General features: G+C 40.0%; 16 protein-coding genes. 6 read left to right on the forward strand and 10 right to left on the reverse strand.

The window, feature by feature from the left end; all coding sequences use genetic code 11:
• The first annotated feature begins 670 nt into the window (after window positions 1-670).
• Window positions 671-916 (forward strand): hypothetical protein, encoded by a 246-nt coding sequence (locus B4U84_RS28730; RefSeq protein ID WP_131121463.1) that lies wholly within the window; start codon window positions 671-673, stop codon window positions 914-916.
• Window positions 917-1,177: 261 nt separating this feature from the next.
• On the opposite strand, the gene B4U84_RS28735 is transcribed toward B4U84_RS28730, so the two are convergent.
• From B4U84_RS28735 to B4U84_RS30975, 3 genes are all read right to left on the reverse strand, one after another.
• Complete coding sequence (locus B4U84_RS28735) at window positions 1,178-1,738, reverse strand: HD domain-containing protein (protein ID WP_017307377.1); 561 nt, start codon at window positions 1,736-1,738, stop codon at window positions 1,178-1,180.
• A 530-nt stretch (window positions 1,739-2,268) separates the two neighbouring features.
• The gene (locus tag B4U84_RS28740; RefSeq protein WP_131121464.1) at window positions 2,269-3,285 is read right to left on the reverse strand and encodes a hypothetical protein; all 1,017 of its coding nucleotides are present in this window, start codon (window positions 3,283-3,285) and stop codon (window positions 2,269-2,271) included.
• 362 nt (window positions 3,286-3,647) lie between these two features.
• Complete coding sequence (locus tag B4U84_RS30975) at window positions 3,648-3,815, reverse strand: hypothetical protein (RefSeq protein WP_017307375.1); 168 nt, start codon at window positions 3,813-3,815, stop codon at window positions 3,648-3,650.
• A gap of 110 nt (window positions 3,816-3,925) precedes the next feature.
• Here B4U84_RS30975 and B4U84_RS28745 point away from each other — a divergent pair, with 110 nt between their 5' ends.
• On the forward strand, window positions 3,926-4,324 hold the full coding sequence (locus tag B4U84_RS28745) for a DUF7383 domain-containing protein (protein WP_017307374.1): 399 nt from the start codon (window positions 3,926-3,928) through the stop codon (window positions 4,322-4,324).
• A 79-nt stretch (window positions 4,325-4,403) separates the two neighbouring features.
• On the opposite strand, the gene B4U84_RS28750 is transcribed toward B4U84_RS28745, so the two are convergent.
• Both B4U84_RS28750 and B4U84_RS28755 read right to left on the reverse strand, forming a co-directional pair.
• A complete protein-coding gene (locus B4U84_RS28750) occupies window positions 4,404-5,000 on the reverse strand; it encodes a hypothetical protein (protein WP_131121465.1) in 597 nt (198 codons plus the stop codon).
• 11 nt (window positions 5,001-5,011) lie between these two features.
• Complete coding sequence (locus B4U84_RS28755) at window positions 5,012-5,458, reverse strand: hypothetical protein (RefSeq protein ID WP_131121466.1); 447 nt, start codon at window positions 5,456-5,458, stop codon at window positions 5,012-5,014.
• 115 nt (window positions 5,459-5,573) lie between these two features.
• On the opposite strand from B4U84_RS28755, the gene B4U84_RS28760 reads away from it, so the two are divergent.
• Both B4U84_RS28760 and B4U84_RS30980 read left to right on the forward strand, forming a co-directional pair.
• Window positions 5,574-5,873, forward strand: a complete 300-nt coding sequence (locus B4U84_RS28760) for a plasmid partition protein ParG (RefSeq protein ID WP_165490393.1) — start codon at window positions 5,574-5,576, stop codon at window positions 5,871-5,873.
• Entirely contained in the window at window positions 5,866-6,018 is a 153-nt protein-coding gene (locus tag B4U84_RS30980; RefSeq protein WP_165490394.1) for a hypothetical protein, read from the forward strand. Before B4U84_RS28760 ends, B4U84_RS30980 begins: the two co-directional genes overlap by 8 nt.
• A gap of 461 nt (window positions 6,019-6,479) precedes the next feature.
• Here the strand turns inward: B4U84_RS30980 and B4U84_RS28765 are convergent, their stop codons facing one another.
• From B4U84_RS28765 to B4U84_RS28775, 3 genes are all read right to left on the reverse strand, one after another.
• On the reverse strand, window positions 6,480-6,848 hold the full coding sequence (locus B4U84_RS28765) for a hypothetical protein (RefSeq protein ID WP_017307369.1): 369 nt from the start codon (window positions 6,846-6,848) through the stop codon (window positions 6,480-6,482).
• Complete coding sequence (locus B4U84_RS28770) at window positions 6,845-7,177, reverse strand: DUF5674 family protein (protein ID WP_269208871.1); 333 nt, start codon at window positions 7,175-7,177, stop codon at window positions 6,845-6,847. The genes B4U84_RS28765 and B4U84_RS28770 overlap by 4 nt, the downstream gene beginning before the upstream one ends.
• Window positions 7,178-7,357: 180 nt before the next feature.
• Entirely contained in the window at window positions 7,358-7,603 is a 246-nt protein-coding gene (locus B4U84_RS28775) for a hypothetical protein (RefSeq protein WP_017307367.1), read from the reverse strand.
• A 114-nt stretch (window positions 7,604-7,717) separates the two neighbouring features.
• On the opposite strand from B4U84_RS28775, the gene B4U84_RS28780 reads away from it, so the two are divergent.
• Window positions 7,718-9,025, forward strand: coding sequence for a DNA/RNA non-specific endonuclease (locus B4U84_RS28780; RefSeq protein WP_017307366.1), 1,308 nt, complete (start codon window positions 7,718-7,720; stop codon window positions 9,023-9,025).
• 139 nt (window positions 9,026-9,164) lie between these two features.
• Here B4U84_RS28780 and B4U84_RS28785 read toward each other — a convergent pair whose 3' ends face one another.
• Together B4U84_RS28785 and B4U84_RS28790 are read right to left on the reverse strand one after the other, a co-directional pair.
• Window positions 9,165-9,566: a nuclease A inhibitor family protein gene (locus tag B4U84_RS28785; RefSeq protein ID WP_017307365.1), complete on the reverse strand. Its 402-nt coding sequence runs from the start codon at window positions 9,564-9,566 to the stop codon at window positions 9,165-9,167.
• A 202-nt stretch (window positions 9,567-9,768) separates the two neighbouring features.
• Entirely contained in the window at window positions 9,769-10,500 is a 732-nt protein-coding gene (locus B4U84_RS28790; protein ID WP_242677757.1) for a hypothetical protein, read from the reverse strand.
• 254 nt (window positions 10,501-10,754) lie between these two features.
• Between B4U84_RS28790 and B4U84_RS28795 the strand changes: the two genes are divergently transcribed.
• Entirely contained in the window at window positions 10,755-11,603 is an 849-nt protein-coding gene (locus tag B4U84_RS28795; RefSeq protein WP_131121468.1) for a tyrosine-type recombinase/integrase, read from the forward strand.
• The last annotated feature ends 360 nt before the right edge of the window (window positions 11,604-11,963 follow it).

An 11,963-nucleotide genomic window follows, 5' to 3' on the forward strand; every position in this document is an offset into this window, starting at 1 on the left:
TTGGCGATCGCTCTTCTCTTAAAAACTTTTTGGTTTACTGGCTATGCTGGAGGCAGCTATGCTGGAGGAACCCACGTTTTAAAACGTGGGATTGAAGCAAGGACGCTTTGTATCTTGCGCTATGCGTCTCGATACAATTCTTCTTTTAAACTGGGCAGCCTACCCAGAACTAAAGTTTTTATTGCTACATATAACCTTCTGCCTTCTGCCCACCTACGGAAGCCGCTTTGCGTCTACGTCCCTCTGCCTTTCTTTGTAATACAAGTTTTGGAAATCGGGCGATTCTCCAAAGGAGACGCTACGCGAACGCACCAATTAGACCAGCCTCTAATATTTTAGTGATTGCATAATTGAGATGCGATCGCACACTTCTATTTATGTGGAAAAAGCCCAATTTTAACTTGAGCTTAACTCGGACAGTAGAGTCAAGAATTAATTAAAAATGCAGTAGCGCCTGCCTGTATTGAGGTTGGCGCTATTATTATTTTTATATACAAAAAACTGGGTGCGTTCGCGTAGCGTCTCCTTTGGAGAATCGCTCAATTGAAGGGATGATACACAGGAGTTCGCGCATTAATTAATAGCTGGTGAAATAAATCATCATGGGGGTAGAAGTGTAAAAACAAGAAACTAGGTAATTTAAGAACGGCGGCAATTTTATAGATATACAATGACACGAGAAGTTACGGATGCTGACGGAATCACTTGGACATGCACACAGGCATATTCAGGTCTTTCGGATGAAAAGGAAAACAACACAGCTGCTCAAGTAAATGAGGAGCGCGATACATATTGGGTTGTCTGCACACCCAGCGGCGGCGCTAAATCGGTGCGGCTCGAACTACCTGGTGAATGGGAAAATTCCTACTCCGATGAGGATTTGTTGAAGCAAATTAAGACGGGCTTGGAGAAATAAGGCAAATTCACGAGCTTTGGCACTAAAGCGAGGAGCAAAAATGTTGGGGCAATTTTTTGATGTTGCGCGATCGCTTTTATATGGGTATTCTCAAACGTCAAATTAAATTTAATATTCTGTTGTAAATGGCGATTTTCCTTGCTTAATTCGATTATATCGATACTCTCAAGCGTCAAATTAAATTTAATAGGTATCTTAGCAGTTCATCTATCTACTAGACATATCCAGAAATGGGGTATTGACGTTCATTTTCGCAGATGTCTACTTGATAAATGCCTTATAATCTTCAATTTTTTTAGCCAAACGTGAAGCTAAAAATGAACTTGCATCCTTGAGGGCTTCATAAATCTCAATAGCTTCTTCTCGATATCGAGTAATTTTGTCTTGAGTCCAGTAGTGTGGTGGTGGCTGTAGGTTGCTAATTCTATCCGCTAACTTTACCATCCATATTTCTTGTGGTTGCTCTTTTATCCTTTGTAAACTATCTGCCATCTGAAGATGTTTTTCTAAACTTGCATTTTTTGTGAGGGCAAGTACGCCATTAGCTACAGCTTCACCAAATTCAGTTTTTATTTGCTCAAAAGTTGTGTTTGTGTCTTCAATGGTGTCATGCAAAATCGCGCATTGAATTGCTAGATTTCCATCATGTTCTTCTACACTTAAGGCTGCAATTACTTCCATGCTTACAAAGCTTAAATGCATGATGTAAGGCAGGTTTGTACCTGGCACTTTCTGTCCTTGATGGGCGTGTGCGGCAAATTTGTAGGCTTTGATGTAACTTTCTTGTGACCAAGTTTTGGGGTTGGGTTGATATATTTCCATTTGTCGATTTTTGGGTGCGATAAGCGAAGCTTAACGCAATCATGCGTATCGCCCAATTGAAGTGATGATGTACAAATCGCATTATTCAATCATCTGGAAATTGCCAAGCTGAGATACTTTCTATGTCTTTGCTGCTACATTTTACACACGTTGCTTCGGCACTTGAATCCATCCACGTAAATTGTGGCTATTTTAACTTTCCCAACGTCAAGAAAAATAACCCTTCATTATACCAAAGAACATTTATGCAAGAGTTCTAGAACACCGATTCATTAATAAAATACAAGACTGATAAACCCTGTTTTAACGTCTTTTACAACCAAACATTCCTTGTTGTAACCCAACGAAACCTGGTTTTTTCGTCATGATTCCGATTACTGAATCGGTGTTCTAGTGCGCTATACCGAACTTGCATCTACCAAGTTTCAAGGGCTTTGGGATGATTAATCGGCGTTTTCCCCAATTATCCACCCCTGCTCCCCCAAAATTTTTCGGGGTTGGTTGTTTTACTGTCATTCCATTCTTGTGCTTTACTCTTTTCCTGTCCAATCGCCTATTCTTGCGTATCCGTCTTTATCTGGCATGTAAAATAATTTTGAACCCACAAAAGGCGGAGGATTAAAATAATACTCATGATACGCAGGAATACGATTAAAAGATACGTTGCTTATTCTGTAAAAATCTTTTGCATTGTAGTAGTTTACTTTATAAAGATATCCGTCTAACCCTAAGTATATTACCCATAGTTCTTCTTTTCCTTTTAAATACTCGGCAACAACGATAGGCGTAGTTTGAGTTTTATGCTCTCCTAATTGGCGAACCCAAGGATTACGTTCTGTAGCAAGTTGAGTTATAAAAATATAGTCATTTGTACCCTGGTAAACAACCCCAAACTGCGTGACAAACGGAGTTGATTTTATTTGTTGATCTTTATATCTTATAAGATCGCCTGCATCTGAAGCAGCGTACAAGCCATAAGTTTCTACGCCTTTATAGTAGATCCAGATTGCATTGTTGCTATTTTTAAATACAGTAGGAGTAATTTCAGTTGTGTTACCTTTAAAATCCGTTTCGACTTTTCCATCAAATGAAATTCTTTTAATTTCATTGTGGATTGTTCCATAATAAACAAAACCATCACACAAAACAACCCATTTAGCAACCCAACGAACTACGCATTTTACTTCTTCTGGGGTATCGGGATGATCGCTCTTAACGTTATCAACATGTATTTTTATAATATCATGTCCGTCTTCTGCAATATATACAAAATCTTCAGCAATAGAAAAATTTACTCCACCTCTGGTTAAATCATCTATCAGATAACCGCAACGCACTTCAATTTTGACCGACTCAATTTTTTTTATTTCGGAAGCGTTATTGTCAAAACCTGGATCTTTTATTTTTGTTAAACTTGCTATTTTATTGTCAGTGGTAGTGAAACAGTATATGTAACCTTTGTAAGGTAACATGCGGGAAACAACTTTTAAACGCTCCCCTTTCCATTCTCCAAGGTAGCCAACTTTATCATCGTTAATTACTTTCATAACTAACCCAAAACGCGATCGCCCCATAATTTGTGAACATTTATACAATATCACAAATTTCTTTAGGTTGATTGACGTTAAGCAGAGATACGTGTACAAACCTGCGAGATAGCTTGGAAACCCTTGCTATGTATAAGTTTAAATGATTTCAGTGTGAGATTAATCGCTGCTTCTAACGGTTGGGGAATATTCTGTAAATTCACCCCATAATCTCCGTATCTGATACCGTGATACCGTTGGCGAATTCGGAAAAGCAGGATACTAGCTGGTTGGTTCGCTGGTTAGTTCAGTAATGAAACGATTGAGAGCCTTATGAGCAATTTTATACCCAGACGCTTGCTTACTGGAGTTTAGATTATCCCCTAGAACTGAAAATAATCAAGGGTGGGATTAATTGAAGGGAGCGATCGCTCCCCAGTTCCGATAAGATACCGAATTTGAACATTTCTTAGAGGAAACGTTTGGGCGATCGCTACTCTTTTGGCTTCTTTAATTAGCTTCTGATTTTCCGGCTTGTAACCAATCTTCATATTATGGCTGGTGAGGGGCTTGAGTTTGGCATGTTCATATTTGCTGTAGGATAATATTATTAAAGAAAGAGCAGTGAGGCTTTAATATCTGCTAAAAAAGAGAGGATATTATGAGCGCAAGAGCAGATTTTCAAGTTTTGTCATTTAACGAGCATCTTGGTGATAACCAAGGAGATATTAATACTGACTTCACATTCAAGGGTACATTTTCATCAGCAAAAATATTTGAAATAAACCAAGAACCATTTAGTTCTGGTTTTGTTCAATACCAAGTTTCTCATGTAGATGAACTATCCCATGAAATTTTGATTAATGGGAAGCCCTTGCCTGGGATCGATGTCCATAGAACTGGACAGGGTAAGCATACTGGCTTACAAACTCATACGGATATCATTCCATCCGACTTCTTTAAAAAAGGTCAAAACACTATCCAGTTTCAAAGAAAGGGTGGAGACAACTTTTTAATTCATCATGTCATTGTCCATTGGCGGGAACTTGACCCATCATAGGTATTCCTGCGATCGCTAAAAATAAAGGTGAGCAACTATGCCCACCTTAAAACCTTGAAATGTGCGCGCCCTTCTTTGGTCAGGATGCTTGTGGATATTGTTGCAACAGTTCAGGGTTTTGTTCTACTAGTTGACGCAGGTGCTGTAGTTTTTCTACTTGCCAAAACTCTAGTTCTTTAGATTTCAAATTTAATAACTTATGGATAGAAGCAATAACTTCTGATCTCCGCCAACCGTTCCAGACATGGATGTTAATTAATCTCTCTAGGCTATCTCTATAATCGCAACAGAAAAAAGTGCCGAAGTGGTCAACCCATTCAGCGACAATAATTTCTTCTTCAGAGTGAGTATTGTTATCAAACCTAGTGTAGACTTTCCAAATCTCATCTCCTGTTGAAAGAGAATATTTTGTTGTTGCTTCTAGTTCCAAAAACTCACCTTCAGTTAATGGTGTTCTTGGCACTATCTCAATGTCATAAACAAGATGAGGTGTTTTGTAAATTCTACTCCTCGTTTCTGCCGGTTCTCTGTGAGTAACTAAAACTTTATGACAGTAAGTGCCAAGAATTTTTTCGACTCCAAAGGAAGTACTTGTGCAAAGAGTTAAATCATCTCTGTAATGCTTTTTACCTTGATGCTCACTATAGATTTTTACAAAGACTTGTTTACAAGGCATGTGCTAAACTCCTACTTGGTTTTGATTATCTGACAGAGATATCCTTGTTCACTTGGTATACCTTCTGATTCCGGTGTGCTGATTCCTGCACTTACAGGTTCTATTACTTCCCAAGTCCCCCCATATTCAATTTCATATCTTCTGGCGATACTTTCACAAGTTTCTTTATCTCTTACAATACCTATAAATACAACTTGGTCTATGTTGTATCTTTTCTTCCCACTTTCATCTGTTGTGAATACTTCGCCTGTTTGATTATTTTTCCACACTCGATAGGTTGCCTCTAAAACCACAACCCCAAGCAACACACACACGACTGTACCTGCTCCCGTTGCACATAGAGGAACGGCGGGCGCTAAAGCAGGATTTGCTTTCGCTGTGTCTATCTTAATGGCACTAACACAAAAGGCGATCGCCACGCCAACACTGACGATTGTTTTAGATTTAACTTTGCTCATCTTTTATTAAGAAAGTGGTGTCAGTGGACACCACAGAAACGTTTCCAAGTTGAGTCCTTAAACGAGCGCATTCACGCTCTACTTGGCAAGAACAGCGAATGCCGAGTTTAAGAAAGTGGTGCTGGCACGTCGGGGTTATTACTTCTGGGGAAAATTATATCAGTTTTGGGGGAACGGGGGAATATGGGAATATGGGAATATTGCTGATATTCCCCCTATGCTATGCCAGAATGATGTGATGGCAAAATCCGAAGATACGGTCAAACTGGTAATTGGCAAGGAATTAAAAATCCGTTTCAAATCGCTGTGCGTGAAGTCAGAAACGGATATGAGTAGTGTTGCTAAAGAGTTAATTGCTGCTTGGTGCAGTGAGCAGGAAAGAAAACTTGTCCAAGAGAAAAAAAGTTATGAATAAAAATACTCTCTTTTCTGAAAATTTGCTTCAGCCAATTCAAGCCCCCAAGATAAGCGAAGATTTAAATCAGCCAATTCAAGCCCCCAAGATAAGTGAGGACTTGAAGGATAAGTTTGCTTCTCTGTTACAACCTCCTAAAAAATAGGTAAATTCAGGCGATCGCACGAGTTGGTCGCCTTTTTAATAAGTTAGGTGTCATGAGAAGGCAGAAGGAAGAAGGCACTTATGCTGAAGGGAACCCCATAAATAAATTTAGGGGTTTCTAACAAGGACGCCTTGTATCTTGTGCTACGCATCTTGATACAAATCTTATTATCTTTTCCACGAATAAATTCGGGGGCTTGAAACCAAATGGCAGAATGAAGAGGACTGAATTTTTTGGTATAAATTTTTTCTTAAACCTTCTGCCTTCTGCCCTCAGCATAAGTGCCTTTCTTCGGTCATTACCTGTTGGAGTGCGATCGCACCTCCAATTCGCTCACCCTGCTAATAGTTGCGTTTCTCTTCGGTCATGAAACTACTGAATTTCCTCAAACCCAAATCGGGTAAAAATTGGGGCGTACGCCCTTGGTTATAAGTTCTGGCAGAGCAGAGATATTGCAACTTTCAACAAGCTTCAGAAATTGACTCATTCAACAATCCCGACATATCTAAGACACGTTGCGACCACGAGCCAACTTCAGCCTTGACCTGGCTTAAAGCTGTGGTGTCAGACCAGATTTTTTCCCAATTCAATTTCCATCTAGACAAAGTGCGCCCCAAATCCACTAACTCTGCGGCAGTGTCAATATCCATTTGGGGTGCAGTCCATTCGATAAAGTACTGACTTTCTCTAATGAGACTGACTGCAAAATCTGGGTGTGTCTGTTCATCCGAAAAAGATTTAATTCGGGCTAAGTTTGTAGCCAAGTGACCCAAGCGAGTAGGGATATCATCTTGTAGGAAGCGTTCTTGTTTTTTAGTCCAGTCAGTCATACGTTACCTAGCAACTCTTCGATAATTTGGCTAACTTGTTCTCTAATCGTAGCGTCTAAAATTTCCATTGAACGATTTTGACGAGGGCGAATGTTGATTAGAGAATCATAGGTGATTTTTTGATTGACGGGCATAAAGTTTGCACCCCAGATATTTACTTGTCTGCTGCCATCTGAAAGTAATACCTGTTCGCAGTCAAAATGCATTTCACCGCCCCCAGCAAAGATACGGCGCTCGATGTCAACTGCAAGCTTGATGTAAAATTTATGTTCCTCAAGCATGTGTTCTATTTGTTCTGGGGTGGCACAAGTGCGTATTATAATAATCAACGTTTTTACTATTATTTATTATTAGAAAATTAGGGCTAAATCTCCCCATTTATATTATTTTAAACTAGATCGAAATCATCAATTTAAACACTTTTAGAAGATTCACTCTTAATTTAGAGTGGAAATTAATATTAATTCTCAGCCCAGGCGATCGCACTTCATGTGTGAAAATGGTTTTCTTCATGCTTCCATTGGGTCTGGTCTACCAATCCCTAATTCTCCTAGTTTGAGCTTTACATCCTCCCACTCAGTACCGCAGTAGTAATATTTTTTATCTTGAATGTCTGCTATATAATAGCCCTGCTTGCCGCCATTGATTCTAAAAAGCTCAAATTTACTAGGGGCAACGAACGGTGTGCAGTTAGAAATAGCTAATCTTACAGATGCTAAATTACAAGGCGGTTGCTCATGTCCAAAAATAACCATTAAATAAAGAATAATCAGAATTTAACCTACGTAAGCAGCACAGTTAGTTATTATCCTGTTGTATTTTTAGCTCGGAATGTAAACTGCTGGACTTACGAGGTGAAATCAACAATAATGTTATTTAATTTTTGGCGCAAAGTTTATCGTCATCGGTGGTTAACATCAGTAGTAATAATTTTACTAATTACCTTCAACACATTATTTATTGCAAAAGGTGCAACAATTGTTGAAGGTTTTGAAACTGGCTCAAAAGGCAGTTATGCCGCAGCTGATGTCACCCTCAGTACAGGTCTTTGGAATTTGGATGATGCCTTGATTGGCAATCTTACAAGTGATGCAAAAAGCGGTACACAATCTGCACGTATCCGCAACAGTGGTAAGGTCTCAATGAAATTTGACCGCACTACTGGTGCTGGCACAGTTAGCATTAAACATGCAAAGTTTGGTTCTGATGCTAGTACTAATTGGCAGTTGTGGTGTTCAGCTAATAGTGGTAGTTCATGGTCACAAGTAGGTTCAACAGTCACAACCAGTTCAACAACCTTACAGACTGCAACTTTTACGCCTAACATCTCTGGCACATCTCGCTGTGAAGTTCGCAAAACTGATGGAACCAGCAATAGAACTAACATTGATGATATTACCATCACCGATTATGGTACTTCAGGTGGAAGTGGTACAAGCGTACATCTAACAATGGGCAATCCCAGTAATGCTGGAACTTCTGATCTGAATAATTATTTGCTTGATAAACCACAATATGCAGTTGGGTACAACTGCTCATCAGGACGATCTAACTGGGTATCTTGGCAGTTAAACAATAGTTGGTTAGGAAGCACTCCTCGCCAAGATGATTTCCGTGCTGATACTACCTTACCAACAGGATGCTATCAAGTTCAATCTACCGATTTTAGTGGCAGTGGATTTGATAGAGGACACATGACCCCTTCTGGCGACCGGACTAGCACAGTTGAGGTTAACTCCAGCACCTTCTTGATGTCAAACATGATTGCACAAGCTCCTGATAATAATCAAGGCATTTGGGCTAACTTAGAAAGTTACTCTAGAACCCTGGTTAGTCAGGGCAAAGAACTCTATATCATTTCTGGTGGATATGGAATCGGCGGTACTGGAAGCAATGGAACCTTCAACACTATTGCTGGTGGTAAGGTTGTAGTTCCCAATCGCACTTGGAAAATTATTGTTGTCCTAGATACTCCAGGTTCTGGAGTATCTGGTGTCACAACATCTACAAGGGTGATTGCCGTTAACATCCCCAATACCCAAGGGGTTCGCGATGCTGACTGGAAAAATTATCGAGTTAGCGTTGATTCACTTGAATCTCTAACAGGATTCGATTTCCTATCACAAGTTTCAACATCTATTCAGTCTGTAATAGAAGCGCAAGTTGATACTTTGTAAGTTTTCATAATTTCAAAAATCAGAAAAGTCTGTCCATATAATATATAGACAGACTTGCAATTTTTCACATACATATTTAATACTCTGCTGCCATCGGATATGCCAAGGCTTTGATTTCTAATAATTTGCAATTTGACCACTAAGTTTCAATAACTTTTGTTGAAATTCCTGCTAAGTCTTCATCTAAAGTTTTGCCAATAATATAAACATCAATACTTCTTGTTCCTATGCGGTAAACCTTGATTTCCTTCAGATTCTCTTTGAGAGATTCAACAAGTCTTTGAAATTTCTTAACCTCCGATTTCTGTAATTCGTTGTGCCACTCTTTTTCAAAGGCACAATTTCTAAAAAAATATTCTAATTCAACTTCTTCTATTAATGAATCTTGAGGATGCCCTGTTAGTTGGAGGATTTTTTGAGCGGTTATTGCTTCCTTGCCTTGATCTACCCATAAAACAATCTCAAAAGGATACTCTGACTCGCTCATCATTAGCAAGCCATGACTCGCTTGCTTTAGTTTTTCGGTAATCTCGTTACTCATTAATCATTGGTTTTTGGCAACCCCTACAATTTATCACGTCTAGATTTTTGAAAAATAGATTTAGTTATCCAAGGGCTGCATCACATTTTATACCATGCGGGGCTGCTGCTGGTAAAGCTCAAAAGATGGGCTGTATCACCCGGTTAAGTGAGTGCGTACGCACAGTTCTCTTAGAAAACAGGGGCGTACGCATCCCTGTAAACTAACTCACAGGATGATATAACCCTGTATTTTGGTTAAATTCCCAGCCTAACCCCGCCCTATCCTTGCCCTTGCACCATGCCACAAAAAGCGGTGGTGGCAGATTAATTCGCTGCTCGCGTACAGTTTCAGAACTTACACCAAGTCTTGCAGCTAAACCTTCTTCCGTTAGCGGTTGGATTCGAGGAGTTTGCCTTTGATAGTATGAATTGTTGTTGTACGATTTATTGCGCCGCTTTGGTTGGTTGTTGAGATAATTTTTAATTTTAGTAATTGCCTCGTCAAATTGTTTCATTCGGGCTGTCATCTCTTCAATTTTTTCTTCTAAGTCTGCAACGCCGTCGCTTTTAGCTGCTTCTTGGCTATTAGATTCGCTGATTATGCGTGACTCCAGCTGATCAAGTCGTTCGCAAATAGCTAATATGGTTTGATTCGTAGGGTTGGCGCTACTATCGTTAAAAGATGCCAAGTAATTATCCAAACGTCGCTCAAGATACTTGTCCAGATACTCCTCAACACTTACCTTGATCCTGGAGTCCACGCGTTTATCTAAATCATTGCCACCAATTCTATCAAGGTCCTGACGGGAACCATCTAGGTACAGTTCGATAAATCGGGTGAGCGTAGCTGTTGCCGTTGTGCCTTGGGATTGGCAATGAGCGATAAACTGCTGCCACATCTTTTCGTCACAGTTAAAAGATGCCAGCTTCTTTGTTCTTCCTGTATTGCTCATATCTAGGTAATATCTAGGTAAACCCGGTGTCATTCATCATGATATTCACCTTGACAGTATCATTCCGGAGCGCACAAGTGTTCACTGTGTCCTGTTATCTGATTACCTCATTCCTGGTAAGCAACTTTTTTGAACGCTATCAGCCTTTTTGTGTCAAGTCCTGTTGACCATTTGTAACAACGCTTTTGATGAAATAACTACAGCTGTCCCCACAGTAAGCTTTAATAAAGAAGCATTCAACATAAGAATAGCCAATGTTGAATACCCCAACGACACTTACTAACACCGAACTCGTTGATTTGTGGTTACACGGCAAAAGTGCCAACACCGTTGACGGGTATCGTCGTTATGCCGAAAGGTTTTTTCGCCACATTGGCAACAAAGCTTTAAGTGAATGTACGCTCATGGACATTCAAATGTGGTCAATTACGCTTGGGGGTAGCAATAATTCCAAGCGGGTAGCTGTGGGAGCCATCAAAAGCCTATTTTCCTTTGCTAAACAGTTAGGGGTAATATCGTCCAATCTGGGAATACTAGTTAAGTCCCCAACAGCAAAAAATCGATTGGCAGAGCGAATTTTAACTGAATCGGAAGTACAACAGGTAATTAATAACACCACCAACGGACGCGATCGCGCGATTATCCGTTTACTCTATTTTGCAGGGTTGCGGGTCAGTGAATTGTGTGCCTTAAAGTGGCGCGACCTCAAAGCCCGTGGGGATGGCGGACAAATCACGGTGTTTGGTAAGGGTGAGAAAACTAGAACTGTGCTAGTGGGTGCAGGTATTTGGCGAGAGATTCAAGAGTTAAAAGGCGACTCACGTAAAGATGACCCAGTGTTTGTCTCAGCTAAAGGTGGGCATCTGTGCCGCAGTATGGTGTTTCATATAGTAAAAAATGCTGCTAAACGTGCTGGACTTGAAGGAAATGTTTCACCCCACTGGCTGCGACACTCTCACGCATCACACAGTCTCGACCGTGGCGCACCAATTCACCTGTTACAAAAAACACTAGGTCATAGTTCGGTGGCAATTACCGAGATGTATCTCCACGCCAGACCGACCGATAGTAGCTCTTTGTATTTGCCAGATGATGATGAGTAGAGGAAGTGCGATCGCCCAATCTAAGAGGATGTTTTAAAAGTTGTTAGTACTGTGTTGAGAATCTAGCATCACCCCAATTATTTTTCATTTCTCTAAAAGCAAGACGAAAACCATTTAATACCTGAACCGAACCACTTGAATAAATAAGGATAAGGTACTAACAAGGTAGGGTGATAAATACCAGTATACTACTAGAATTATCGACCAGATAACCCATGCAATATATCTCAGGATGATCGCTGGGATATCAGGGAGCATCCCAATTTTGCAAAAATAGAGAGAGAAAAATAATTCGCGAGATATCATCGCGAATAAATAGGGAGTTTCAATCTTGCGGCTCTTCCTCCTCCTGTTCCAACC

It is taken from the genome of Westiellopsis prolifica IICB1, from assembly GCF_004323185.1.
Taxonomy (GTDB): domain Bacteria; phylum Cyanobacteriota; class Cyanobacteriia; order Cyanobacteriales; family Nostocaceae; genus Pelatocladus; species Pelatocladus prolificus_A.

Coding starts and splice junctions, on each gene's coding strand:
- B4U84_RS30980 (WP_165490394.1), top strand. CDS start 5,866: ATGAATAAAAATACTCTCTTTTCTGAAAATTTGCTTCAGCCAATTCAA.
- B4U84_RS28775 (WP_017307367.1), bottom strand. CDS start 7,603: ATGGTTATTTTTGGACATGAGCAACCGCCTTGTAATTTAGCATCTGTA.
- B4U84_RS28755 (WP_131121466.1), bottom strand. CDS start 5,458: ATGAGCAAAGTTAAATCTAAAACAATCGTCAGTGTTGGCGTGGCGATC.
- B4U84_RS30975 (WP_017307375.1), bottom strand. CDS start 3,815: ATGAAGATTGGTTACAAGCCGGAAAATCAGAAGCTAATTAAAGAAGCC.
- B4U84_RS28735 (WP_017307377.1), bottom strand. CDS start 1,738: ATGGAAATATATCAACCCAACCCCAAAACTTGGTCACAAGAAAGTTAC.
- B4U84_RS28780 (WP_017307366.1), top strand. CDS start 7,718: ATGTTATTTAATTTTTGGCGCAAAGTTTATCGTCATCGGTGGTTAACA.
- B4U84_RS28740 (WP_131121464.1), bottom strand. CDS start 3,285: ATGAAAGTAATTAACGATGATAAAGTTGGCTACCTTGGAGAATGGAAA.
- B4U84_RS28785 (WP_017307365.1), bottom strand. CDS start 9,566: ATGAGTAACGAGATTACCGAAAAACTAAAGCAAGCGAGTCATGGCTTG.
- B4U84_RS28730 (WP_131121463.1), top strand. CDS start 671: ATGACACGAGAAGTTACGGATGCTGACGGAATCACTTGGACATGCACA.
- B4U84_RS28750 (WP_131121465.1), bottom strand. CDS start 5,000: ATGCCTTGTAAACAAGTCTTTGTAAAAATCTATAGTGAGCATCAAGGT.
- B4U84_RS28790 (WP_242677757.1), bottom strand. CDS start 10,500: ATGAGCAATACAGGAAGAACAAAGAAGCTGGCATCTTTTAACTGTGAC.
- B4U84_RS28795 (WP_131121468.1), top strand. CDS start 10,755: ATGTTGAATACCCCAACGACACTTACTAACACCGAACTCGTTGATTTG.
- B4U84_RS28745 (WP_017307374.1), top strand. CDS start 3,926: ATGAGCGCAAGAGCAGATTTTCAAGTTTTGTCATTTAACGAGCATCTT.
- B4U84_RS28765 (WP_017307369.1), bottom strand. CDS start 6,848: ATGACTGACTGGACTAAAAAACAAGAACGCTTCCTACAAGATGATATC.